Source organism: Streptomyces sp. NPDC107454 (assembly GCF_055582885.1).
The window spans coordinates 325,770-348,984 of the sequence record NZ_JBVJPA010000014.1; the positions used below are offsets into that span (position 1 = coordinate 325,770).

General features: G+C 70.2%; 22 protein-coding genes. 14 read left to right on the plus strand and 8 right to left on the minus strand.

Annotated elements, in window-relative coordinates; all coding sequences use genetic code 11:
- The first annotated feature begins 6 nt into the window (after nucleotides 1-6).
- From ACZ69M_RS34430 to ACZ69M_RS34450, 5 genes are read left to right on the plus strand one after another with little or no spacing between them, the layout of a single operon-like run.
- The gene (locus ACZ69M_RS34430; protein ID WP_470056088.1) at nucleotides 7-456 is read left to right on the plus strand and encodes a nitroreductase family deazaflavin-dependent oxidoreductase; all 450 of its coding nucleotides are present in this window, start codon (nucleotides 7-9) and stop codon (nucleotides 454-456) included.
- Complete coding sequence (locus ACZ69M_RS34435) at nucleotides 456-1,664, plus strand: CaiB/BaiF CoA transferase family protein (protein ID WP_470056090.1); 1,209 nt, start codon at nucleotides 456-458, stop codon at nucleotides 1,662-1,664. Before ACZ69M_RS34430 ends, ACZ69M_RS34435 begins: the two co-directional genes overlap by 1 nt.
- Complete coding sequence (locus tag ACZ69M_RS34440) at nucleotides 1,661-2,080, plus strand: Zn-ribbon domain-containing OB-fold protein (protein WP_470056092.1); 420 nt, start codon at nucleotides 1,661-1,663, stop codon at nucleotides 2,078-2,080. The genes ACZ69M_RS34435 and ACZ69M_RS34440 overlap by 4 nt, the downstream gene beginning before the upstream one ends.
- Nucleotides 2,077-3,279 (plus strand): thiolase family protein, encoded by a 1,203-nt coding sequence (locus ACZ69M_RS34445; protein WP_470056094.1) that lies wholly within the window; start codon nucleotides 2,077-2,079, stop codon nucleotides 3,277-3,279. Before ACZ69M_RS34440 ends, ACZ69M_RS34445 begins: the two co-directional genes overlap by 4 nt.
- Complete coding sequence (locus ACZ69M_RS34450; protein WP_470056096.1) at nucleotides 3,279-3,992, plus strand: TetR/AcrR family transcriptional regulator; 714 nt, start codon at nucleotides 3,279-3,281, stop codon at nucleotides 3,990-3,992. Before ACZ69M_RS34445 ends, ACZ69M_RS34450 begins: the two co-directional genes overlap by 1 nt.
- Before the next feature lie 27 nt (nucleotides 3,993-4,019).
- Here the strand turns inward: ACZ69M_RS34450 and ACZ69M_RS34455 are convergent, their stop codons facing one another.
- Nucleotides 4,020-4,850 carry an FAD-binding protein gene (locus ACZ69M_RS34455; protein ID WP_470056098.1) on the minus strand — a complete coding sequence of 277 codons (831 nt, stop codon included), beginning with the start codon at nucleotides 4,848-4,850 and terminating at the stop codon, nucleotides 4,020-4,022.
- Nucleotides 4,851-4,867: 17 nt separating this feature from the next.
- Complete coding sequence (locus ACZ69M_RS34460; RefSeq protein ID WP_470056099.1) at nucleotides 4,868-5,428, minus strand: nuclear transport factor 2-like protein; 561 nt, start codon at nucleotides 5,426-5,428, stop codon at nucleotides 4,868-4,870.
- Between the two features lie 202 nt (nucleotides 5,429-5,630).
- Between ACZ69M_RS34460 and ACZ69M_RS34465 the strand changes: the two genes are divergently transcribed.
- Entirely contained in the window at nucleotides 5,631-6,548 is a 918-nt protein-coding gene (locus ACZ69M_RS34465; RefSeq protein WP_470056101.1) for a cyclase family protein, read from the plus strand.
- Here ACZ69M_RS34465 and ACZ69M_RS34470 read toward each other — a convergent pair.
- Together ACZ69M_RS34470 and ACZ69M_RS34475 are read right to left on the minus strand one after the other, a co-directional pair.
- The gene (locus tag ACZ69M_RS34470) at nucleotides 6,536-7,630 is read right to left on the minus strand and encodes a zinc-dependent alcohol dehydrogenase (RefSeq protein ID WP_470056103.1); all 1,095 of its coding nucleotides are present in this window, start codon (nucleotides 7,628-7,630) and stop codon (nucleotides 6,536-6,538) included. The genes ACZ69M_RS34465 and ACZ69M_RS34470 overlap by 13 nt on opposite strands.
- A 14-nt stretch (nucleotides 7,631-7,644) precedes the next feature.
- Nucleotides 7,645-8,334 (minus strand): SDR family oxidoreductase, encoded by a 690-nt coding sequence (locus tag ACZ69M_RS34475; protein ID WP_470056105.1) that lies wholly within the window; start codon nucleotides 8,332-8,334, stop codon nucleotides 7,645-7,647.
- A gap of 152 nt (nucleotides 8,335-8,486) precedes the next feature.
- Here ACZ69M_RS34475 and ACZ69M_RS34480 point away from each other — a divergent pair, with 152 nt between their 5' ends.
- From ACZ69M_RS34480 to ACZ69M_RS34500, 5 genes are all read left to right on the plus strand, one after another.
- Complete coding sequence (locus ACZ69M_RS34480; protein ID WP_470056107.1) at nucleotides 8,487-9,938, plus strand: class I adenylate-forming enzyme family protein; 1,452 nt, start codon at nucleotides 8,487-8,489, stop codon at nucleotides 9,936-9,938.
- Nucleotides 9,939-10,061: 123 nt separating this feature from the next.
- Nucleotides 10,062-10,970 (plus strand): enoyl-CoA hydratase, encoded by a 909-nt coding sequence (locus ACZ69M_RS34485; RefSeq protein WP_470056109.1) that lies wholly within the window; start codon nucleotides 10,062-10,064, stop codon nucleotides 10,968-10,970.
- Nucleotides 10,967-11,809 (plus strand): acyl-CoA thioesterase, encoded by an 843-nt coding sequence (locus ACZ69M_RS34490; RefSeq protein WP_470056110.1) that lies wholly within the window; start codon nucleotides 10,967-10,969, stop codon nucleotides 11,807-11,809. Before ACZ69M_RS34485 ends, ACZ69M_RS34490 begins: the two co-directional genes overlap by 4 nt.
- 158 nt (nucleotides 11,810-11,967) lie before the next feature.
- Complete coding sequence (locus ACZ69M_RS34495) at nucleotides 11,968-13,197, plus strand: amidohydrolase family protein (RefSeq protein ID WP_470056112.1); 1,230 nt, start codon at nucleotides 11,968-11,970, stop codon at nucleotides 13,195-13,197.
- Nucleotides 13,198-13,329: 132 nt separating this feature from the next.
- The gene (locus ACZ69M_RS34500) at nucleotides 13,330-14,034 is read left to right on the plus strand and encodes a TetR/AcrR family transcriptional regulator (protein ID WP_470056114.1); all 705 of its coding nucleotides are present in this window, start codon (nucleotides 13,330-13,332) and stop codon (nucleotides 14,032-14,034) included.
- A gap of 81 nt (nucleotides 14,035-14,115) precedes the next feature.
- Here ACZ69M_RS34500 and ACZ69M_RS34505 read toward each other — a convergent pair whose 3' ends face one another.
- From ACZ69M_RS34505 to ACZ69M_RS34520, 4 genes are all read right to left on the minus strand, one after another.
- Nucleotides 14,116-15,579 carry a class I adenylate-forming enzyme family protein gene (locus ACZ69M_RS34505; protein ID WP_470056116.1) on the minus strand — a complete coding sequence of 488 codons (1,464 nt, stop codon included), beginning with the start codon at nucleotides 15,577-15,579 and terminating at the stop codon, nucleotides 14,116-14,118.
- Between the two features lie 42 nt (nucleotides 15,580-15,621).
- On the minus strand, nucleotides 15,622-16,857 hold the full coding sequence (locus tag ACZ69M_RS34510) for a cytochrome P450 (RefSeq protein WP_470056118.1): 1,236 nt from the start codon (nucleotides 16,855-16,857) through the stop codon (nucleotides 15,622-15,624).
- 94 nt (nucleotides 16,858-16,951) lie between these two features.
- Nucleotides 16,952-19,540, minus strand: coding sequence for an AMP-binding protein (locus tag ACZ69M_RS34515; RefSeq protein WP_470056119.1), 2,589 nt, complete (start codon nucleotides 19,538-19,540; stop codon nucleotides 16,952-16,954).
- Between the two features lie 114 nt (nucleotides 19,541-19,654).
- A complete protein-coding gene (locus ACZ69M_RS34520) occupies nucleotides 19,655-20,074 on the minus strand; it encodes a nuclear transport factor 2 family protein (protein WP_470056121.1) in 420 nt (139 codons plus the stop codon).
- A gap of 349 nt (nucleotides 20,075-20,423) precedes the next feature.
- Between ACZ69M_RS34520 and ACZ69M_RS34525 the strand changes: the two genes are divergently transcribed.
- From ACZ69M_RS34525 to ACZ69M_RS34535, 3 genes are all read left to right on the plus strand, one after another.
- Nucleotides 20,424-20,894, plus strand: a complete 471-nt coding sequence (locus tag ACZ69M_RS34525) for a Zn-ribbon domain-containing OB-fold protein (RefSeq protein WP_470056123.1) — start codon at nucleotides 20,424-20,426, stop codon at nucleotides 20,892-20,894.
- Nucleotides 20,887-22,032 carry a thiolase family protein gene (locus ACZ69M_RS34530; RefSeq protein ID WP_470056124.1) on the plus strand — a complete coding sequence of 382 codons (1,146 nt, stop codon included), beginning with the start codon at nucleotides 20,887-20,889 and terminating at the stop codon, nucleotides 22,030-22,032. The genes ACZ69M_RS34525 and ACZ69M_RS34530 overlap by 8 nt, the downstream gene beginning before the upstream one ends.
- Nucleotides 22,033-22,185: 153 nt before the next feature.
- Complete coding sequence (locus ACZ69M_RS34535; protein ID WP_470056126.1) at nucleotides 22,186-23,214, plus strand: enoyl-CoA hydratase-related protein; 1,029 nt, start codon at nucleotides 22,186-22,188, stop codon at nucleotides 23,212-23,214.
- Nucleotide 23,215: the final 1 nt, after the last annotated feature.

The window sequence follows — 23,215 nt, forward strand, 5'->3', positions numbered from 1 at the left end:
AAGACCATGGAATACCAGCGACCGGATCTGACCCTGCTGGGTGCGGAGCACGTGAGGCGTTACCAGGAGACCGGCGGGGAGGTCGGCTATCTCTGGAACGGCGTCCCCGCCCTGCTGCTCACGACCACGGGCAGGCGCAGCGGCCAACATCGCACGACGCCGCTGATCTTCGGGCGCGACGGCGACGACTACCTTGTCATCGCCTCGAAGGGCGGCGCGTCGAAGCACCCGTTGTGGTTCCTGAACCTCCAGGCCTCCACGGAGGCGGAGATCCAGGTGCGCGACAAACGGATGACGGTGACCGCGCGGGTCGCGGGCGACGACGAACGCCCCCGGCTGTGGAGGGCCATGGCGAAGATCTGGCCGAACTACGACGTCTACGAGACGCGCACGGACCGCCTCATCCCCGTCGTCGTGCTGACCCCCGACGGCCCCGCACGGAACGAAGGAGACTGATGCAGCAGGCGTTCGACGGCGTACGGGTGGTGGAGCTCGCGCAGTGGGTGTTCGTGCCCGCTGCGGGGGCCCTCCTCGCCGACTGGGGTGCCGACGTCATCCATGTCGAGCCACCTCAGGGAGACCCCTACCGCGGGCTGATGAGCCAGGGCATCGGCGCCGACAAGGACGGCGTCAACCTGTCGATGGCCCTGGCGAACCGCGGCAAGCGGTCGATCGCCGTGGATCTGCGGGAGGAGCGCGGACGGGAGATCCTGCACCACCTGCTGGCAGGGGCCGACGTCTTCCTGACGAGCCTGCGCCTGGGCGCGCTGGAACGGCTGGGACTCGACGCCGAGGCGCTGACAGCCCGTCACCCGCGGCTGGTGTACGCACGCGGGCACGGCTACGGCCCGGCCGGCCCGGACGCCGAACGCGCCGGCTACGACTCCTCCGCGTTCTGGGCCCGGGGCGGCCTCGGCCATGTCCTGACCCCACCCGGCCGGGACTACCCGATCGCCCAGCGCGGTGCGATGGGCGACCGCAACGGTGGTATGGCCCTGGCCTTCGGGGTGACGGCGGCCCTGATGCGCCGGGAGCGGACCGGCCAGGGCGGCGTCGTCGACGTCTCGCTGCTCGCCACCGCGATGGCGACCCTCTCCTCGGACGTGCTCGCCGCCCTGAACGGCACCCCGCCGACACCGTCGGGCGGACGCGAGGCACCCCCGAATCCCCTCGTCAACACCTTCCGCACGAAGGACGCCCGGCACATCCAGCTCGTCTTCCTCGACGCGGACCGCTACTGGCCACGGTTCTGCGCGCTCTTCGGACGACCGGACCTCATCGACGACCCCCGGTTCGCCGACCTCGCCGCACGCGGCGCCAACAGCGCGGCCTGCGTGAGCGAGCTCGACGAGGAGTTCGCGCGCAGGACCCTCGACGAGTGGGAGCGGATCCTCGCCGACTTCGACGGACCCTGGGCGCCGGTGCGGTCGGTCCCGGAGCTGATCGACGATCCACAGGTGGTCGCCAACGGCTACATCGGCACGGTCGACGACGACAGCGGCCCCGCCTACCGCCTGCCGAACGTCCCCGTCCAGTTCGACGGGCAACCCGCGCCGCTGCGCCGCGCGCCGGAACTCGGCGAACACACCGAGGCGGTCCTGCTCGAACTCGGCTACGCATGGGAGGACATCGCCTCGCTGCAGGAGACGGGAGCCGTTCCGTGACACGGCCCGTCCCCGTGCCCGACGCGCTGTCGGCGCCCTTCTGGGAGGCGGCGGCCCGGCACGTCCTGTGCCTCGCCCGGTGCGGTGACTGCGGCACCTTCTCCCACCCGCCCGACGTCGTCTGCGGCCACTGCGGGTCGACCTCCCCGGGATTCACCTTCACACCGGTCGACGGACGCGGCGCGGTGCGGTCCTGGACCGTCATGCGCCAGTCGTTCCTGCAGGGCTTCGGGCAGCTCGTCCCCTTCGTGCTCGTGGATGTCGAACTCGCCGAGCAGCCGGACGTACGCCTGATCGGCCGGCTGCTCGACGGCGAGACAGCACGGCTGCGCCTGGGGGCGCCGGTCCGCACGGTCTTCGAAGACATCCGGCCCGACATCGCCGTACCGGCCTTCATGCTCCTGGAGGACGAGTGACGGGACGGATGGAGGCCGGCAACAAAGTCGCCGTCGTCGGCTACGCGCACAGCGCGATCGAGCGCCATGCGGCCCTGTCACTGGGGGCGTTGACGCTCGACACGGCACGGGCGGCCATCGCGGACGCCGGGCTCGCCGCAGGACAGGTCGACGGTTTCGTCACCCCGACCCTGTTCCCCAGCGCGGGCGCGCACGCGGTCGTGGACGGCGTCAGCGTCGTGTCCGCGAACTGGCTGGCCGCCCGTCTCGACCCCAACCCCCGGTACGCGGCCGGGTTCCAGGGCCTGGGGCAGATCCCCGGCGCCGTCGCGATGGCGGTCAACGCACTCGTCGCGGGCGCCGCCGACTACGTCCTGCTGCACCGGTCCCTGCACAACCCGCCCGGGCGCTACCACGGCACCTCGACGACCGAGGCCACCGGCCCGCAGCAGTGGACCGCGCCGCAGGGCTACTTCGGGCCGCTGGCCATGATCGCCCTGGCCCACAACGAGTACGCGCAGCGCTACGGCGCCTCCCGCGAGGCCATGGCCGACGTCCTCGTCGAAGCCCGCAAGAACGGCGCCCGCATCCCGTGGTCGTACTGGCACGACCGGCCGCTGAAGGCCGAGGAGTATCTGGACGCCCCGCTGCTCAACGACCCCATCTGCCGCTACGACTGCGACATCCCCGTCGACGGGGTAGCCGCGTTCGTCCTCACCACCGCCGAGCGGGCACGCGACCTTCCGCACCGGCCGGTCTACGTCACGGGCTACGCCACCGGCGAACCCGCGAAGAGCCGCCTGCCCCTGCACTGGCCCCTGGACGACATCATGTCGGTCGGCGCCGAGACGGCACGTCGGCTGTGGGAACGCTGCGGAGTGAGTCCGGCGGACGTGGACCTGCCGCAGGTGTACGACGGCTTCTCCCCGTTCGTCTACTACTGGCTCGAAGCCCTGGGCTACTGCCCGGTCGGCGAGGCACACCGGTTCGTGCGCGACGGCGGCATCGACAGCGACAGCCCCTCCGGTCTGCCGGTGCTCTCCGGCGGCGGCGCCCTCGGGAACGGCCGGATGCACGGGATCCCGCAGATGCTGGAGTGCTACCTCCAGCTGTCGGGCCGCGCGGGCGCCCGCCAGCGCCCGGGGGCGACGCTCGCGTTAGCCTGTCAGTCGTCACCGCACCTCGGCGGTGCGGTGATGTACAGCGCGGAGGCCTTTTAGTGCAGCGGCAGGCGAGCGACGAGGCGAGACCACCGTACTGGGCGCTGCGGGCCGTCGAACGGGCGCCGTCGACCCAGCGCTCCCGCGCCAGCGGCATGCAGCGGGCGCGGCAGGTGGTCGACGCCGCCCGCCGGCTCGTGGAGACCAAGGGCTTCGGGTTCACCATCCAGGAGCTGGTCAAGGAAGCCGGCATCGCCATCCAGACGTTCTACAACTACTTCGCCGGCAAGGACGAAGTCGCCCTCGCGGTCATCGAGGACATGGTCTCGGCATCCGTCGCGGACCTGGAACACAGCTCCCGGGACCTGCCCGACGCGGTGGCACGACTGCGTCACTACATCCGCGAGGTCATCGTGAACCTGGGCCGGGACCCGGGCGGGCACGGCATGGGGAGCTTCATCGCCGCCGAGCACTGGCGCCTCATGCAGACCTTCCCCACCGAGGTCGCGTGCGCCGCCCGGCCCTACACCGACCTCCTGGCCCGCGACCTCGACGCGGCCGCCGAGGCCGGGCAGCTCGCGCCGGGTGACGACGTCGACTACAGCGCGTGGCTCGCGGCCCAGATGATCCTGGCCGTGTACCACCACTACGCGTTCACGCCGCAGACCGAGCCCTACGAGGCCGTCGCGGACCGCGTGTGGGCGTTCTGCTTCGCCGCCTGGAGCGGCCGTGCCGACACCGGCCCGGGGCCGTCCGGTCGCTACGCGAACTGAGGGGAGACGGCGCCTGCACGCCGCCGCTCAGTCCAACGACAGCGAGGCGTACCCCGCGTGGCGGCCCGCCGCGCCGTGGCCCGCACGCCGGCCCGCGGCGGACGCGCTCCCCCAACGGCCGGTGCCCGGGGCGGTCAGGGACACGGCCGAGTAGAGACCCGGTACGGACCGCTCGCCCATCAACACCGCCCCGGTCTCCTCGTCGACTCGTACGTCCTCCTGGTACACGGACGACGCCTCCTGGCCGTCACACCATCGGCGCACCGGGAGTTCGGCCACCGCGAGAGCCGCCGAGGCCACGGACCGGACCGCACGCAGTCGGCGGGGCCGCGGCACAGGTATCCCCGTTCCCATCCGCGCGGCGGCCCGTGCGGCCGTCCACACCGCGGGCCCGACGAACTCCCAGTGGCGCGGGGCGAGCGCCAGGACGACCGAGGAACAGGCCACCTCGCCGACCAGGAACGCCGACCGCCACACGGCGTCGGCGGCTCGGGTGAGGGGAGGTGCGACCGCGGTGGGTGCCAGGCGCGCGGAGGCCCCCAGCCATCGGTGCGCCAGGGCGGCGGCGCCGGTGGCGGGCAGTGTCGAATAGCCGACTCCGGAGATCTCCCCGGCGGTGACGGCGAGTTCGTGCACCCGGCAGCCGGGGCGCAGCTCCACACCGGCGGCGAGAGCGGCCGCCCGAACGCCGGCCACCGCGCCGTGCCCGAACCGGGTCGCGGCGACGCGTCGCCGGCTCCAGAGCGTCCGGTCCAGGACGAGAACGCGTGCGCCCTTCTCGGTCGCGGCGAGGGCCGCCGCCGCGCCGGCCATGCCGAAGCCCACGACCACGACGTCGACATCCAGATCCGGCGGCATCCCCGGCCTCCTTGCCCTCAACCGTGCGAACGCCCGGCGGCCGCGCGGGCGTCCCGTCCGGCGATCGTCTCGTCGATGAGCCGCTGGAAACCGTCCAGGGTGTCGAAGAGTTCCAGCACCTCGTCGACCGGCTTGCCGCTCGCCGCCGACCAGACGCGCAGCCACTGGTTGGGGTCGGTGTACCACTCCAGGCGGACCACGCGGCCCTGCTCGTCCACCGTCGCGAAGTCCACCTGGTGCGCGGTGATTTCGGTGCCGTCGTGGGTGGTCCCCTGGTAGACCATCCGGCAGATCCAACCGTCTTGATGCGGGAAGATCGCGTACTCCCTGATGCCGAAGTCCGGCATCCCGGTCCAGTACATCTGGAACTCGGGGTTGGGATCGGGCCGGTCCTGCGTCACCGTCACGGTCCAATCGCCCCGCTTCGGCGAGAAGAGCGTCAACTCGTACGGCTCGTGGATCTCACCGTCGGTGGTCCAGCCTCCGTGACGTTCGATGCGGCCGATCCGGTGACCGTGCACCTGCGACTCGTACATGCGTCGCGCCATGGCACGGTGCGTCGCGAACCGGTCCGCCATCGATCTTCCTTCTTCCGGTCGTTCGGTCGTTCGGTCGGACGCCACTCAGGTTAGCGAGGTTGACGTCAATGTCAATATTGGCTCAGGTTTCTCTTATTCGACGTCGATATTGATTAAGGCGAAAAGAGCCAGGGTACGAGGGGCCCAGCGGGCTCGCGTCAGGGGCGCGAGCGCGCGCTGACCATCCATCAGGAGGATTTCGATGACGACGTCCGACCGGAGTACGGTGCGACGGAACTGGGGACGTTGGGGCGCCGACGACCAGCGGGGCGCGTTGAACCTGCTCACACCCGAGTTGGTCCGGTCCGCGGCGTCCTCGGTCACCCGGGGCCGCGTGTACGGCCTCGGCATGCCGGTCCGGGCGCAGGGTATGCCGAACCTGCCGGGCCGGGCGCCGATGCGGCTCACCGTGCGCGACAGTACCGACGCCGACGCGTACGCGCACTGGGGCTGTGCCGTCGGCACCGGCTCGCACGAGGACGCGCTGGTGATGTCGACCCACGCCACCTCGCACATGGACGCGCTCGTGCACGTGTACGCGGAGCACCACCACTACAACAACGTCAGGCACGACACGATGCGCGCCGAGGCGGGCGCCCAGCGGCTCGGCATCGAGAACGTGGGCGGACTCGCGGCCAGGGGAGTGCTGCTGGACATGGTCCGCCACTTCGACGCCGACGAGTACCTGGAGCCCGGCCACGCCATCGGCGCCGCCGACCTGGCCGCCGCGGCCGAGGCCCAGAGCGTGGAGGTGCGCGCCGGGGACGCCGTCCTGATCCGCACCGGCTACCTGCAGTTCCTCATCCGCAACCTGGCCGAAGGCCTCCCGCAGCCGCCCGAGATCCCCGGGATCGACGCGAGCGCGGCCCAGTGGCTCGCCGAGCGGGACGTCGTGGCCGTGGGCTCCGACAACGCCGCGGTGGAGGTACTTCCGTTCGCCGAGGGGGACTTCCTGCGGGTGCACAAGATGCTGCTGGTCGACTCCGGGATCTACCTCCTGGAATTTCTCGACCTGTCGGCCCCGGCCGCCGACGAGGCCTGGGAGGGGATGCTGACCGTCGGCCCGCTGAAGATCACCGGCGGCACCGGAAGCCCGGTCAACCCCGTCTACGTGTCCTGAGGCGCGAGATCCCGTTCCGTCCGGCCGACCAGCACCCGGATGACCCCGCTCGACTTGGAGGCGGCCGCTTCGAAGGCCGCCCCGATGTCCGCGAGGGGGAACCGGTCGGTGAGCAGTTCACCGAACGGCAGCCCGGAATCGCGGAGCAGCTCCACGGCGATGCCGAAGTCGTGCCGGCCGCGCAGCTCCCCGTACACGACCGGGAAGACGACGCGCAGTTGTCGCCTGAAGACCGCGCGGCTCTGTACCTGCTGTGGCACGTCGAACAGGCCCATGACGCTGATCTCGCCACCGGGACCGGCGATGCGCAGGGCCCGTTCGAAGGTGTCGGCCGAGCCGCCCACGCACTCGACGACCAGGTCCGGGGCGAGTTCGGTCAGGGTCGGGTCGAGGTCCGGGTCGCCGTCCCTGAGGACCTGATGGGCACCGAGGCGGGCCGCGAGGCGGGCCTGGTGCTCGTGCCGCGCGACGCAGACGACGAAGTCGCACCCCAGATGCCGGGCCGCCGCCACCGTGAGCAGGCCCATGGCTCCCGCGCCCAGCACCACGACCTTCACTCCGCGGAGGTCGTCGTCGCGGCTCATCGCGGTCGTCGTCACCCGCAGCGCGTGCACGCTCACGGCGACCGGCTCCACGAGTGTCGCGACCAGCAGGTCCAGGTCGGGCGGAAGCCGCCAGGCGCCCCGCGCGCGGACCACCAGACGGTCCGCGAAACCCCAGGCGGGCAGCGGGCGGGGCCGGGTGCAGAACCACGCCTGGCCACTCGCGCAGCCGGCGCACTCGCCGCAGGCGGCGGCGAGTTGGGGCTCCAGCGCGACCGGTTCACCGACCGCGTGCGTGGTGACGTCCGGACCCACAGCGCTCACCCGGCCGGTCATCTCGTGCCCCATCGCGCCGTACGCGTCCCGGCGGTCGGCGCCCACCAGCTCAGGCCGGTTCAGGTGATGGAGGTTGGATCCGCAGACCCCGCAGGCGACCAGTTCGACGGCGACCTCTCCGGGGCCCGGGGGAGGCGCGTCGTCGATCGTCTCGAGGGCGATCACCCCCGGGGCGGTTATACGCGCGGCGCGTCGGGTGCTCATCGGATGCCTCCTGCTCAGCGAGTCGCCCGGGGGGACACCAGGGTCAGGATCGACCGATCGGGGTCGCTCGCGGCGCCGGGCTCCGCGAGCAGCTCGGCAACCCGCTCGCCGATCTCGTCCTCCGTGATCCAGTCGGGGCGTGCCTGCTCCCGGGTGCTGGGCCCGTTGACCATCGCGGCGACCAGCAGTTCGCGGATCCGCACGCGAGGGTCCTGGCGGGCCTCACGGATCAGGCCGCGGTACAGCTGGCGCTGCGCGGCCTGGGCGACGGCGAGCGGCACGTAGCGGGGGATCACGAGGTCGGCCATGCCGCCGCCGATGCCGAGGAAGGCACCACCGTCGCGGACCAGCGGCATCAGGTGCCGGGCGGCGACGAGATGCGCTCCGACGTTCCCGGCGACCAGGGCGTTCAACTCGTCCGCAGGCCATTCGAGGACCGGGCGCAACGGGTAGCCCGCGTGGACCGAGACCACGACGGCGTCGACCGGGCCGAGCTGAGCCGCGAGCCGTGCGCCGCCGGCGTCGTCACCGATGTCGCCGGTGAGCGTGCGTACCGCGGAACCGTGTTCGGCCTGCAACGCTGCCAGCTTGGCCGGCGTGCGGGACACGGCCACGACGTTCCAGCCGCGGCTGACCGTGGCGCGGAGGATGCCCGTTCCGACATCGCCGGTGGCACCGACCAGCGCCAGGGTTTGCTCGCCCATCCGATCCTCCGCATCATCCCACATTATCGATTTCGACGTCGAAATTATATGACACCGTCATGCGGGTCAACGCCTCACGGAACGCTTCACGTGTTGTCGAACCCCACTGTAGATTTCATACTTGCATAAGTATCGTTCTATGAGGGGGCGCCGTGGCATCCAGCCCGAACGCGGACCGCGCGGAGCCGCCCCGCGCCTCGGCCCGCTCCTCCGCGGTCCTCGCCTTCGAGGGCAAGGAGTACACCCGTGCGGATCTGGAGTCCCTCGCCGACGGTCTCGCGACCGTGCTGGCCCGGCGCGGCGTGCGAGCCGGACAGCGGGTCGCGCTCATGTCCTCCAGTCGGCCCGAACTCGTGGTGGCCCTGCTCGCTGTCTGGCGGCTCGGGGCGGCGGTCGTCTTGCTCAATTCCGCGTGGAAGCGGGGTGAGATCGACCATGTGCTGGCGGTCACGCGTCCGGAGCACGCCCTCGGGGACAGCCCGCTCCTGGCCGCGACCATGCCGATGCTCCACCTGGACGAGCGGGTGCCCTCGGGCTCGGGTCCCTTCCCGGGGGCCGCCCCCGGCGCGGACGCTGTGCTGGTCTTCAGCTCCGGCACCACGGGGATGCCCAAAGCGGTCCGCCACACGCACGCCTCGCTCGCAGTGGCCGCCCGGCAGTGGCGGGGCGCGCTCGGCGTGACCGCCGCGGACCGCCTCCAGGTCGTGACGCCTCCCTCGCGCATGCTCGGCCTGCTCAACATCGTCACGGTGCTCGGGACGGGGGCCTGGCTGCGGCTGCACCGGCGCTTCGACCTGGATCTGATGCTGCGGCACATCCAGGCTGACGGGATCACCATCGAGATGGCCGTCGCCCCGATCGCCCTGGCACTGGCCTCGCACCCCGCGCTTGAGTCCTACGACCTCTCCTCGCTGAGGTATGTCATGTGGTGCGCGACGCCGGTCGCCCCGAGCGTCGCCGAAGCCGTGACCCGGCGCACCGGGGTGTTGTGGGTGCCCACCTACGGTGCCAGCGAACTGCCCGTGATCGCCCGCAACCCGCTGGCGGGGGCGCGGCTGGACAGTCCCGGCCGGGCCGTCTCGGGCGTGACGGTGCGCGTGGTCTCGACCGAGACCGGCGAGCCGGTGGCGCCCGGGGAGACGGGCGAGATCCAGGCCCGCTCCGACTCGGCGATGGCGGGCTACCTGCCTGCCGAGGCGACCGCCGAGGCGTTCGACGACGGTTGGTACCGGACCGGGGACATCGGCAGCGTCGACGCCGAGGGCTGGATACGGCTGAAGGACCGCTCCAAGGAAATGATCAAGGTCCGGGGCTTTCAGGTCGCGCCCGCCGAGGTCGAGGCGGTGCTGCACGGTCACCCTGCCGTCGCCGACTGCGCGGTCTTCGGCATCCCCGACCCGGTCAGGGGTGAGGCGGTCGTCGACGCGGTGGCCCTGTGCGCGCCGGTCGAGGCCGAGGAACTCGTCGCCCTGGTCGGCGAGCGGCTGGCGCCCTACAAGCGGCCAAGCCGCGTGGAGTTCGTGCCCGAGATCCCTCGCCTGCCGTCCGGCAAGGTGCTGCGCCGCGTCCTCAGGGAGCGCCATGAACGCTCGAGCCGGCACTGAACGGCGGCCGCCCGCGCGGCCACCGCGCAGGTACTTGACGGTCTGGTGGTGCGTGCCCGAAGTTAGACGGCGTATGAATATCAGAGTCGTCGACCGGCGGCTGTGCGAACGGAAGGATGGCCGATGGCAGAGCGTCGCTTCGTGACGTACGAACAGCTTGACGGGGGTTCGATCGTCCGGATCATGTTGAATCGGCCGGAGGCCCGCAACGCCCAGAACCGGGGCATGCTCGTCGAGCTCAACGAGGCATTCCTCGAGGCGGAGGCCGACGACCAGGTGCGGGTGGTGATCCTCGGTGGCGTCGGTAAGATGTTCTCGGCGGGACACGACGTGGGGTCCCCCCTCGCCCGGTCGGAGTGGATGCCGGGTCCGGACCAGCACCCCACGACGAGGATCAACGGCGGCACCAGGCGCGGCGCCGAGCAGCGCATGCTCCAGGAGTGGCACTACTTCTTCGAGAACACGCGGCGGTGGCGCAACCTGCGCAAGATCACCATCGCGCAGGTGCACGGCAACGTGTACGCGGCGGGCCTGATGCTGATGTGGGCGTGCGACCTGATCGTCGCCGCCGAGGGCACGACGTTCGCCGACGTGGTGGGGCAGCGGCTGGGCATGTGCGGCGTGGAGTACTTCGCCCACCCGTGGGAGCTGGGCCCGCGCCGCACCAAGGAGTTGATGCTGACCGGCGACTCCATCGACGCCGACGAGGCGCAGCGCATCGGCATGGTGACCAAGATCTTCCCCCGGGACGATCTCGCGGACCGCACACTGGCGTTCGCCCGGCGGATCGCCGCCCTGCCCACCGTCACGGCGCTGCTGATCAAGGAGTCCGTGAACCAGACCGTGGACAACATGGGCTTCTTCAACGCGCTCAACGCCTGCTTCACCCTGCACGAACTCAACCACGCACACTGGGCCGAGGTGCACGAGGACGGCTACCCGGCCGGCCGCGCGGACGACGGCCTGGACGACTGGCGCAATGCCCCGCCGGTCCGGCCCGCGGTGCCGCACGAGGTCGGCGGTCAGGCGTGAACGGCATCGATCCGCTCGCCTTGCTGAGCCTCGAACCCGTCGGACCGGGCCGCTATGCCGTGCCGATGCCGCCCGGTTCGCAGGAGGGCGGCGACGTCGTGTTCGGCGGACAGCTCATGGCCCAGATGATCATGACGTCCGCCGCCGCGTCGGACGGCTCCAAGTACGTCAAGTCGGTGCAGGTGATCTTCGGTCGGGCCGGCTCGTACGCAGCGCCGATCCATCTGCAGGTCGAGCCCTTCCACGTCGGCCGGACGTGGGCCAGCGACCTGATCACGGCCTGGCAGGGCGACCGAATGCTGACCCGCGCCCTGGTCCTGTCGACGAGCGACGAACCGGACCTCGTCGCGCACCAACTCGCTCCGCCGCCGGACGTGTCCGGGCCGGAAGACGGCGAGAACGCGCGGGGAATCGTCTTTCCCGGCGCCGAGGTGCGCACCGCGAAGCTGCCGAGCGAGACCGCGGACGGCGTACCGGTGATGAGCTTCTGGACCCGGATGCCCGGTCCGTGCGGCTCCCTTCCCGCCAGCCAGGCGATCCTCGCCTGGGCCACGAACGGCTGGCTGATCGAGCTCGGCATGCGGCCGCACCGTGACCGGGTGCGGATCGAGGACGCCCACCGCTCGCTCTCGACCGGGGTCATCGCCCAGACCCTGAACTTCCACCGGGAGTTCGACGCCGGGTCGTGGATCCTCGTGTCGCAGGAGGCGACCTTCGCCGGCAAGGGGCGCGTGCACGGACGCGGCGTCGCCCACACGGAGGACGGCACACTCGTCGCGACGTTCTCCCAGGACAGCATGGTCAAGCCGGGCGGCCACGGTGCTGGCTCACCCCTGTAGTGAAAAGGTGGACGTAGTCGCATTTTCCTGCCATCGAATCCATTCAGAGACGCATCTGGGTGGGAAATCAGTGTCGCAATATATAGACGGCGTCTAAATTTGCCGTTACGCTTGAACCATAGATTGCGGTTCCGTCATCAAGCCGTTGGGAGGCTGCCGTGTCCCGCAAGTTGGACTTTCCGGTGTTCGACGCCGACAACCACATGTACGAGACCACGGACGCGTTCACCAAGTACCTGCCGGAGAGCCACGCCGGTCTGGTCAAGTACGTCCAGTACAACGGTCGTACGAAGATCGCGCTCAAGAACCACATCAGCGAGTACATCCCGAACCCGACGTTCAGCAAGGTCGCCCCTCCCGGCGCCCAGGAGGTCGAGTTCAAGCTGAAGAACCCCTCCTCGCGGTTCAAGCCCAAGGAGGGCGACAAGGTTCTCACCGACCCGCCGAAGTACATCGAGTCGATCCCCGCGTTCTTCAACCCGCAGGATCGGCTCCAGCTCATGAACGAACTGAGCCTGGACCGGGCCATGATGTGGCCGACGCTGGCGAGCCTGCTCGAGGAGCGCCTGGCCGACGACCCCGAGGCCACGCACGTCGTGGTGCACGCACTGAACGAGTGGATGTACGAGCACTGGTCGTACAACGTGGAGAATCGGATCTTCCCGACGCCGGTCATCACGCTGCCCATCGTCGACGAGGCGATCCGCGAGCTGGACCGGGTCGTCGAGCGCGGCGCACGGGCCATCCTGATCCGGCCCGCGTCGGTTCCCGGGTACAACGGCCGGCGCCGGTCCTTCGCGCTGAAGGAGTTCGACCCCTTCTGGAAGCGGGTCGAGGAGGCCGGAGTACTGGTTGGCATGCACTCCTCCGACGACGGCTTCCAGCGCTACCTCAACGAATGGGAGGGCGGTCGCGGCGAGTTCCTCCCCTTCAAGGAGAAGCAGTCGGCGTTCAACGCGCTCGTCTACTCGGAGTACCGCGGGACCAAGGACGCCATGGCCTCCATCGTCGGACACGGTCTGGCCACCCGGTTCCCCAAGCTGCGGTTCATGCCGGTCGAGACCAGCAGCGCCTGGGTCCGGCCCCTGGTGGAGTCGTTCAAGAAGGTCTACGAGCGCTCGCCGGACCTCTTCGACGAGGACCCCATGGTGGCGATGAAGCGGGCGATCTACGTCCACCCGTACCACGAGGAGGACGTCCTCAGCCTGGTGGACATCCTCGGTGCCGAAAACGTCGTGTTCGGGTCCGACTACCCCCACCCCGAGGGCATGTTCGACCCGGTCACCTACGTCGACGAGCTCGCGCCGCTCCCGGAGCGCGACCAGGCGGCGATCATGGGCGGCAACCTCGCCAGGCTCATGGGCGTCGACCCCGTCAAGGTGATCTGACGCGGACGCCCCGGCGTGGAACCCGTCGCATGAATGCGTCCGAGGGTCGGGATAGCATCTCGTGTACCGTCCCGTGATGCACCTGAGGATTTGGACTGTGACAAGCAAAGACCTTCTTGCGGCGGGTGCCACGTGAGCGAGGCGAGAACCGGGCCCAAGCGCTCTCAGCTCGCCCAGGACCGCTCCCGCGACACGCGGCAGGCGATCATCAAGGCCGCCCTGGAGCTGTGGAGTGAACGCGGCTACGACCGGGGCGTCGACGAGACGAAGGTCGAGGAGATCGTCGCCCGGGCCGGCGTCTCCAAGGCCACCTTCTACTTCCACTTCGCCCGCAAGGAAGACATCCTGCTGGCGACGAGCTGGCTGACCGCGAAGGTGTTCTACGAGGACGCCCTCAAGGGACTGGTGGGCGGCGGGTCCACCGACGACATCATCGACGACATCACCGTCAAGCTCTGCCGCCGTATGGAGCGGGTGCCCACCCTCGGGCTGCGGCGCCTGCTCCAGGCCCAGGCCGCCACGAAGTCGGGGGGCTCGCTCCCGCAGGACGACGACTCGAACCACGTCAGCTTCCGCAACGCCTTCGCCGTCATCTTCCTGCAGGCCCAGCAGAACGGCGACGTGCCGCAGACACTGAGCCCGGCCAAACTCGGCGTGATGTTCGAGGCGATGCTGATGTCGGCGATCCATGAATCGGTCTACGACGAGGGCACCGACCTGCTGGTCATCCTGCGCGAGGGGTTCGCCGTCCTGCTGGCCGGCGCACGCCATGTGTCGCAGAGCGCCCTCTCGCCGGGCACGGGGCGCACGACGAAGACGCGGCGGCGAGCCGGCTGAACCGGACGACCTCCAGAACGAACGGCCCGTACCTCCCGCCGAGAACGGAAGGCACGGGCCGTCCTCACATCCGCGGACCCGTCAGCCGCCGCGGGCGGCGACGAGCGCGCCGCGGTTGACCTTCGTGGCCTCGCTGCGCGGGATGGCCGCCACGATCTCGATGGTCTTGGGCACCTTGTACGCCGCGAGTCGGCTCTTGGCGTAGCCGATGATCTCCTGCGCGTCGGGAGGCGCCGCCGGATCGGTGGGTTCGATGATGGCGTGCACCCGGCGCCCCCAGGCGGGGTCGCGCAGCCCGACCACGACCACATCGGCGATGGCCGGGTGGTCGATGAGCGCCGCCTCCACCTCGGCCGGGAACACGTTGGCGCCACCGGTGACGACCATGTCGACCCGGCGGTCGACCAGGTAGAGGTAGCCGCTCTCGTCGAGATAGCCCATGTCGCCGGCGGTCTGGAAACCGTCCTCGGTCGTGCGCAGCTGGGGAACCGTGCCCAGGTAGCGGTATCCGGCGGGGGAGGGGGAACGGAGATAGATCTCGCCCAGTTCACCGGTGGACTGTTCGCTGCCGTCGGCGTCGAGGATGCGGATCTCGGTGCCCTGGATGCAACGCCCGACACTTCCCTGGTGGGCCATCCACTCGTCGCCGCGCAGCGCGGTCAGCCCCAGCGCCTCGGTCATGCCGTAGGCCATCACGATGCGTTCGGGGCCGATCAGCTTGCCCCACCGGTGCACCAGCGATGGCGGCATGGGTGCCGCCCCCTGGAGGATCCACTCGATGCCGGACAGGTCACGGTCGTCGATGCCTGGCAGGTCGGCGATGCGCTGGAGCATCGTCGGCGTCGCGGTGAAGGTGGAGACGCGGTGGCGCTCGATCACGTCGACGACACGTGCGGCGTCGAACTTCTCCATGAGGACCAGGCGGTCTCCGGAGAGCAGGCCGAGCAGCGTGTTGAAGCCGTTGGTGTGGTACATGGGCGCCGGGACGAGGATCGTCTGCGGGTGCGGGACGGGCACGCTGTTCCACAGATCGATGAACGGCGCGACCGGTTGCGGACCGTACACCGAGGGCCGTTCGGTGAGGATAACCTTCGGGGTGCCGGTGGAGCCGCTGGAGCAGATGCCGTTCAACTGCGGGGCGACGGCGTCGGCGAGGTCGGGCACGTCGAGTTCGGCGGTCGAGTCGATCCACGGGATGTCGTCGGAACCGAGGAAGACGCGCGCATCGATGGTCTCCCGCAGCCGGCGCAGCTCCCACTCGGGCACGTCCCAGCGCACCGGCACCGGTACGGCGCCGAGCTTCCACGCGGCGAACACACCGAGCACGAACTGAGGCGAGTTCCGCAACCCCAGCGCGACACGGTCACCCCGCGCCAGGCCCCGGGCCGCGAGCGCCCCGGCCAGTTGGGCCGAGCGCTGGTCCAGCCACGGCCAGCCGAAACCCGGCTCGGTTCCGTCCAGGCCGATGTACCGGAGCACCACGTCGTCCGGGGACTGCGCGGCGAGCCGGGCGATCCGGCGGGCGATGCTGATCTGGCCTTCCACAGAGCTTCCTCTCGTCACACCGCGGCCTCTCCGGAGCGGCGCTCAGCACCCTGACCGCTCGCCCGGGGTGAACGTCGCCGGCATCTGCTTGTAGCCGTACATCAGCCCGAGGTCGGGGTAGAGCTGCGTGGCGTCCCGGTCGATGGAGTAGTCCGGCATCCGCCGGAGCACCTCGGCGAGGACGATCTTGATCTCCTGGCGGGCCAGATGGGACCCGAGGCAGCGGTGGATGCCGTAGCCGAACGACATGTGCCGGTTCGGCCTGCGGTCCAGCACGAACCGGTCGGGGTCCGGGAACTGGGACGCGTCGCGGTTGGCAGAGGACCAGGCCAGCAGGACCCGCTCGCCCCGCTCGAAGCTCTCCCCGCCGACCTCCGCGTGCTGCGCGACGGTACGGGCGCCCGCCTGCTCCGGCGTGTAGTAGCGCAGGAACTCCTCGCAGGCGGCGTCGATCAGCGACGGGTCGTCGAGCATGCGCTGGCGGTCCTCGGGGTACCGGTCGAGGTGCCAGAGCGCGGAGGACAGCAGGGAGGTCGTGGTCTCCACCCCGGCGGCGACGATGGTGTACGCCGTCTCGAAGACCAGGGCGTCGTCGAGGGGACCCTCGGGATCGTCCGCGCTCATGATCGCCGCGAGCAGGTCGCCCTCCTTGGGCTCCACCCGCCGACGGGCGATCTCCTCACGTATCTGCTGGAAGATCCACTGGAATCCGTCCTTCAGTTCCTGCCAGGCGGGCATGCGCGGATCGCGCGGGATGTAGACCGAGGTGTGCAGCGGCACCGCGAAGCGTTCCCACTCCGAGGTGTCCAGCCCCAGTACCTCCAGCGTGACGATCGCCGGGATCGGGCTCACCAGGTCGAGGACGAGGTCGCAGGACCCCTTGGCGATGAACCGGTCGATGGCCTCGTCGGTGATCGCCTGGATCCGCGGCGCGAAGCCCGCCACGGCGGCCGGCGTGAAGATCGGGTTCAGCATGCGCCGGTAGCGGCGCCACTCGGGCGGGTCCATCTCGGCGAGCGAGGTCCGGCCGGAGTCCGGGTTGCGCGGGAGGGTGATCCCGCCGCCGTGCCCCTCGTCCCCGGGCAGCTCGAACGCGCTGGAGAAGTCCGCGTGCGCGGAGGCCGCGGCGGCGATGTCGTCGTACCGGGCGAGTACCGTGAACCCGCCGTGCGCGTCGGTGCGCACGCATCCGGGACCCTGACGAATCGCCCGGTAGGTACAGACCGGGTCGGCCGCGTGCTCCGCGGAGTGGTGGTCGAATGTCTGCTCTTCGGTCAACGATGCCTCCAGGGCCGGATATCGGGGTGGACGTCGATGTGGTGCACGGCCCGGCGGCAGTCCTTCTCGTCGAAGGGCCCCCTGCCGGCAGCGCTCATGGCCCGACCGCCGCGTAGGCGTCGTGGTCGGCGGCCGCGGTGCCGAGCCGGTGCAGGAGCGCGTTGGTCACCGCCGGGTCGACCAGCATGGTGATGCTCCACAGGTACAGGCCGTGGAGGATGCCCCGGGGCAGATCACGCCAGGCCTCGTCCCAGGTCGGGGCGTCGATGCCGGCGGCACGCAGTTCGTCGAGATAGTGCCGCACCAGGTCCTTCTCGTTCCGTCGCCGGTCCTCGACAGTCAGCACGGAGGCGATGTGGTAGCCGACGTCGAGATACCAGGGCCCGCGCTGCACCAGCTGCCAGTCCAGCAGGGCCGGCCGTCCGTCGCGGTCCAGGTAGGTGTTGCCGACATGCGGATCGCCGTGGATCACCGACCACGGCGAGACGTCCTGCACCTGTTCGACCAGGGCTCCGTATGCGGCGAACAGCCGCTCCGCGTCGCGGACTTCGTCAGGTATCCCCGCGCCGATGCCGCCGTCGTAGTTGCCGCGGATCTCGGGCAGCCCCCGGTGCACGAGATTGGCCTGGAGCCGCGGCGCCAGCCAGGGCGCCTCCGCGAGCGCCGGCTCGTTCCAGGTCGCGGCGTGCAGCTTCGCCAGCTGGCCGAGGCTCTGCGCCGCCAGGTCCGGCGAGTACTCGCTGGTGGGGTCGAGGAACCTGCCGCCCTGGGCGACGATGTCCTCGGTGATGACCACGCCGTGCAGGGTCTGCGGGTCGACGTCCGCATACACGCTGCGCAGCGTGCGGACACCGGTCGCCGCCGCCAGCTCACGGTAGAAGGTCACCTCGGGCACGCCCGCCTGCTGGGTCGGCCGGCCCACCTGGGTGAAATAGCCCTTGCCGCACAGGTGCGGTGACAGTCCACCCGGTACGCCGTCGGCGCATTCGATGCTGAAGCGGGCGTTGGTCGAGACACGGCTGATGACCGGCCCGGGCGTGACCGTGCTGATCCGCACGCCGGGAAACCGGTCGGCCAGGGCCGAACTGAGCCAGGTCGGTGACATCAGCTCCGACAGGGTGCTCGGTACCGGCACCCGCAGACGGGGCGCGAGCAACGTGCGGTTCGGCCCCGTGTCGGAGGCGATGAGACGGCGCTGGATCTTGCCGGTCGCCGTCCGCGGCAACGGCCGGTCCCAGACGACGACCTGCTCCGGAAGCTTCCACTTGGCGAGGCCGGCGTCGAGCAGCCGGCCTACGACCGACTCGAAGGAGACCGACTCGCGGTCCCGGGTGTACACCGCGAGCGCGAGACGCTCCCCGGTCACCGGGTCGGGCACGCCGAACGCGGCCACTTCCTCGGCGTGCGGCAGGTCGCGGGCGATCTCGTCGATCTCGGTCAGGGAGATCTTGAGCCCCTTGCGGGAGACGATCTCCTTCAGTCTCCCCGTGATCGTGAGCCGGCCGCCATCGAACCGTCCGAGGTCGCCGGTGCGGTACCAGCCGCCCTCGGTGAAGGAGTCCTGGTTGTCCTCCGCGTCGCCATAGCCGAGCAAGCGCATCGGACCGCGTACGAGTATCTCCCCCGTGTCTCCTCCGAGGATGCGGACCTCTGTCCCGGGCGCGCAGGCACCGTCGTCGAGGACCCGGGCCTCGCCCTCGTCGTCCGGGAGCGTGGTGGTGGCGACCGGGACCTCGGAGGAGCCGTACACGCGCACGGGGGTGATCCCGTACCGAGTCATACCGAGTTCCAGCACGGAGCGGGGGATGGGCGCGCCGCCGAGCGAGATCGCCCGCAGCGGCAGCTCGGCCAGATCCTGGCTCAGGGCCTGCTTGAACAGTTCCTCCATGATCACCGGGGCGCCGCCGATGACCGTCACCGAGTGCTCGCGCAGCCGGTCGAGCGCGTCGGCGGCGTCGAACCGGTCGGCGAGCACCAGCCCGGCACCTCTGTCGAGGGTGAGGTGGATCTGCACGAGACCGGTGATGGTGGCGAGGGGCGTGGAGAGGAAGGCGACGTCGTCCGCGGTCAGCCGCAGGGCGTCCGCCATGTTGCGGGCGCCCGCGCGAAGCGTGTTGAGGCTGTGGACGACCGCCTTGGGGCGGCTGGTGGTTCCCGAGGTGAACACGACCGCCGCGGGCGCGGCCGGGTCGGGTTCGGCCCAATCGGCGGAGACCTCCGGCCAGTTCACGAGGGTGTCGAAATCGACGACGTCGACGTTCAGCCCGGCGAGGTCGAGTCGTTCCGTGAGTTCGGGAGTGGTGACGACCAGGCCGATCGGCGCGGCGGCCAGCGCGTGCTCGACGTCAGCCCGCCCGCAGCGCCGGTCCAGCATCACGGCGAGGACGCCGGTTCGGACGATCGCGTGGTAGGCGACAATGGCGGGCGCGACGAGCGGTGCGATGACGAGCACCGCGGCGTCCGGGCCGACGCGTCCCCGCAGACAGGCGACCGCGCGGCCGACGGCATCGCTCATGCGACCGTACGTCCACCGCGAGGTGGCGTCACTGACCGCGATGCGGTCGGGACTGTGCTCGGCCCGCGCCTCCAGTCCGGCCCGTAGCGGAGAGCCGCTCCACCATCCCTCGGACAGATATCGAGCCTGGACTTCGCTCGGGACGGGCTCGACTCCGACGAGCTTCACGAAGCAACCTCCGAGGGAGAAATTACAATTTCGACGTCAGTGTTGATACTCGTTTCCGGGATGGGCCGCTCCGGTCGTGCGCGGTGGGACCTGCGCGGTGGACGTGCGCGGTGGTCAGATCGGCGGGCGCAGGGAGCCGTCGGAGCGGACGAAGGTGACGCGGCGGGACGCGATGCGCCAGCGGCCGTTCTTCTTCGACAGGTCGTCGTCGTACCAGCCGATGCGCATCGTCTTGCGGTCGGCCAGGATGGCGAAGAAGGACTGGCTGGACGTCGCGGAGTCGCCGTCGAGGCGGATGACCGGGCTCGCACCCAGGTGGACGCCGTTGGGGGTGGCGAGCGTGATCATCTCCTTGACCCCTTCCTTGCCCTCGTACGTTCGCCCGTGCACGACGTAGGCGCAGTCGTCGGTGAACAGTTCGAGCCAGTTGGTGACGTCGCCGATGTCCACCAGGCGTGTGTAGCGGGCCAACAGGTCCTGGATCTCCACCATGTCGGCGAGTTCCTGGGCGTCGAGGTCACGGAAGTCTTGCATGTGCGGGCTCCTCCCCGAAGGGGTTGAGCGGAGCCGACGGCAGCCCGTGTCGGGATTGTCGTGCACATGGCGCAAAGCCGCCAGGCTCCGCAGTGCGCTTAAATATTTAGTAACATCGAAGTTATAGCACGGCGCGGTGGGCGCCGGTAGGTGTCGCGGGGCTCGTGGCGGTCTTGGTCGCCGGCGCGTCGACGTCTTCATTCGAAACTGACGTCAGTGTAGAATTTATCGCGACTTCGTGATCGACTCGGTGGTCGCAGGCACCCGCGACCTCGCCAGGGAGCCTGGCGGACCGGTGGAACCCAGGCCGGCAGGCGTTGCCGGGAGTGCGAGAGTGGAGGCGTCTGAAGTGAGCAGTAGACCAATCGCCGACGGCTTGTTCACGGGGTCCGGCGACGAGCCGAGGCTGATCGGGAACCGCTGCCGTGACTGCGCCGCGATCACCTTCCCCGTGCGCGTGGGATGCGCGCGATGCGGATCGAGCGAGCTGGATCGGTACCTGCTGGCGGACCGCGGAACGCTGTGGACCTGGACGACCCAGGGCTTCCTGCCCAAGGAGCCGTTCACGGGGACACGCGCCGTCGGCCCCGACGCCGTGCCCTGGTTTGTCGGACTGGTGGAACTGCCCGGTGAGTTGAGGGTGGAGGCCCTCCTCGTCGGCGTCACCGAGGAGACGCTGGAGATCGGGATGCCGCTGCGGCTGGTGATCGTGCCCTTCCGGAACGACGGGGACGGCACCGAGGTGGTCACCTTCGCCTTCGCCCCTGACGACGCCCATGAGCAGCAGAGCGAGAGAGAAGCGGAGAAGATCCATGCCTGACGTGGCAATCGTGGGTGTGGGACTCCACCCCTTCGGGCGGTTCCCGGGCAAGTCGGCGTTGACCATGGGCGCGGAGGCGGCCCGGATGGCGCTCGCCGACGCCGGTGTGGCGTGGACGGACGTGCAGTTCGCCGTGGGCGGCAGCGCGGAGGTCGACCAGCCCGATGCCGTCGTCGCCGAACTCGGGCTCACAGGGCTGCCGTTCACGAACGTATACAACGGGTGCGCGACGGCCGGTAGCGCTCTGGGACTGGCCAGCCGGATGATCAGACTCGGGGAGCACCGCCTCGGACTGGTGCTGGGCATGGACAAGCACAGCGGCGGGGCCTTCACGGCCGATCCGACGTGGTACGCCTGCCCGCCCTGGTACGGCGAGATGGGCCTGTTCCTGACGACGAAGTTCTTCGGCATGAAGATCAATCGTTACATGCACGACTTCGGCATCACGCACCAGACGCTCGCGCGGGTGGCGGTCAAGGCCTACGCGAACGGCGAGGCCAACCCCAACGCCTACCGGCGCACCCCGCTCACCGAGGAGGAGATCCTCTCCTCGCGCATGCTCAGCCATCCCCTGACGAAGTACATGTTCTGCAGCCCGGACGAAGGGGCGGCGGCCGTGGTGGTGTGCGACGCGGACATCGCGAAGCAGTACACCGACACCCCCATCTACCTGCGCAGCACCGTGACCCGGACCAGGAGGTACGGGGCCTACGAGGTGCACACCCCGGCGGCCGGGCTGGAGCACGCGTCGGCGCCGACGGTCGACGCCGCGCTGGTGGCGTACGAACAGGCCGGCATCGGCCCGGACGACATCGAGATCGCCCAGCTGCAGGACACCGACTCGGGCGCGGAGATCATTCACATGGCCGAGGTCGGCCTGTGCAAGGACGGCGAACAGAACGAGCTCATCGCCTCCGGCGCGACCGCGCGCGGCGGCACCCTTCCCGTGAACACCGACGGCGGGCTGATCGCCAACGGCGAGCCGATCGGCGCGTCGGGGCTGCGGCAGATGTACGAGCTGGTGACCCAGATGCGCGGCCGCGCCGGAAAGCGCCAGGTCGCGGGCACACCCCGAGTGGGCATCGCCCAGCTCTACGGGGCGCCGGGGGTGGCGGCGGTCTCGATCCTGTCCAGGTGACCCTCCGGCCGGGCGGCACGCGTCCCGGCCGGAGCACCAAATTCTCCATGACCGGGTGGCGAGGTTGCTCTCACCCGATCATTTTCATGACCATAGAAGTATGGAAGAGTGGCAGGCGGGGGGTGTGGAAGTGCGTCCGCCGGGCTTCATCGCTTGACCGTCGCACTCCGCCGTAATTATAATTTCGACATCGAAGTCAATAATCTGGAAGCGGTGAGGTTCGTCCAGATGTCATCGAATCGGCAGGCCTTGGCTTCCGGCAGTGACGAGCTCGAGGCCGAACTGGAAGACGGGGTCCTGCTGCTGCGGTTCAACCGGCCGCGAGCGCGCAACGCACTCACCCTCGAGATGCTGGACGCCCTCGGCTCGCAGTTGGCCTGGGCGCAGATGGAACCCGCCGTGCGGGTCGTCGTGCTCACCGGAGCCGGTGCCGGTTTCTGCGCGGGCGGGGACGTCAAGGTCATGGCCGCCGGTCGGAGCATCTACGGGACCCCCGAGGATCCGGAGCTGCGGACGCAGCGTCAGATCGACGTCCAGCGCGCCACCTCGGTGGCCCTGTGGAACTTCGGCAAACCGACGATCTCGTTGATCAACGGGCCGGCTGTCGGAGCGGGCCTCGCCCTCGCCCTGGCCTGCGACATCCGTTACGCCGCCGAGTCGGCGACGCTCGGCAGCGGCTTCGCCGCCGTCGGACTCGCCGGTGACTTCGGCTGCACATGGCTGCTGAACCGGCTGCTGGGCCCGCCCCGGGCGAAGGAACTCCTTCTCTTCGCTCAGTCGCTCGACGCCCGCCGGAGCCTCGACTGGGGCCTGGTCAACGACGTGTTCGACGACGATCGGCTGCTGACCGAGGGGCTCGCCCGGGCCCGCCGGCTCGCCGAGGGACCCCGGACGGCACTCTCCGCGATCAAGGAGCACATCGCCAGGGCCGATCGCGAGGACCTGGCGACGTGCGCCGACGCCGAAGTGCGGCGGCATGTGCAGCTCATGGCAGGCGAGGAGCACCGGGCGCTCGTCCGCCGACTGCTGGACGGGATCTCTTCCGTCGCCTCCGCCGAGTCCGTCGACGCCGCTGAGCATGCCGGATACGTCGACGCCGCTGAGCCCCCCGGGTCCGTCGGCTCCGCCACGTCCGCCGAGTCCCTCGACTCCGCCGAGTCCGAAGTCCGAACAGGAAGGTGAG

What these genes read in the sequence shown, in the direction of transcription:
- ACZ69M_RS34475 (WP_470056105.1), bottom strand. Translation starts at nt 8,334, where the DNA reads ATGGGCGAGCAAACCCTGGCGCTGGTCGGTGCCACCGGCGATGTCGGA.
- ACZ69M_RS34485 (WP_470056109.1), top strand. Translation starts at nt 10,062, where the DNA reads ATGGCAGAGCGTCGCTTCGTGACGTACGAACAGCTTGACGGGGGTTCG.
- ACZ69M_RS34470 (WP_470056103.1), bottom strand. Translation starts at nt 7,630, where the DNA reads ATGAGCACCCGACGCGCCGCGCGTATAACCGCCCCGGGGGTGATCGCC.
- ACZ69M_RS34455 (WP_470056098.1), bottom strand. Translation starts at nt 4,850, where the DNA reads ATGCCGCCGGATCTGGATGTCGACGTCGTGGTCGTGGGCTTCGGCATG.
- ACZ69M_RS34435 (WP_470056090.1), top strand. Translation starts at nt 456, where the DNA reads ATGCAGCAGGCGTTCGACGGCGTACGGGTGGTGGAGCTCGCGCAGTGG.
- ACZ69M_RS34520 (WP_470056121.1), bottom strand. Translation starts at nt 20,074, where the DNA reads ATGCAAGACTTCCGTGACCTCGACGCCCAGGAACTCGCCGACATGGTG.
- ACZ69M_RS34465 (WP_470056101.1), top strand. Translation starts at nt 5,631, where the DNA reads ATGACGACGTCCGACCGGAGTACGGTGCGACGGAACTGGGGACGTTGG.
- ACZ69M_RS34430 (WP_470056088.1), top strand. Translation starts at nt 7, where the DNA reads ATGGAATACCAGCGACCGGATCTGACCCTGCTGGGTGCGGAGCACGTG.
- ACZ69M_RS34460 (WP_470056099.1), bottom strand. Translation starts at nt 5,428, where the DNA reads ATGGCGGACCGGTTCGCGACGCACCGTGCCATGGCGCGACGCATGTAC.
- ACZ69M_RS34530 (WP_470056124.1), top strand. Translation starts at nt 20,887, where the DNA reads ATGCCTGACGTGGCAATCGTGGGTGTGGGACTCCACCCCTTCGGGCGG.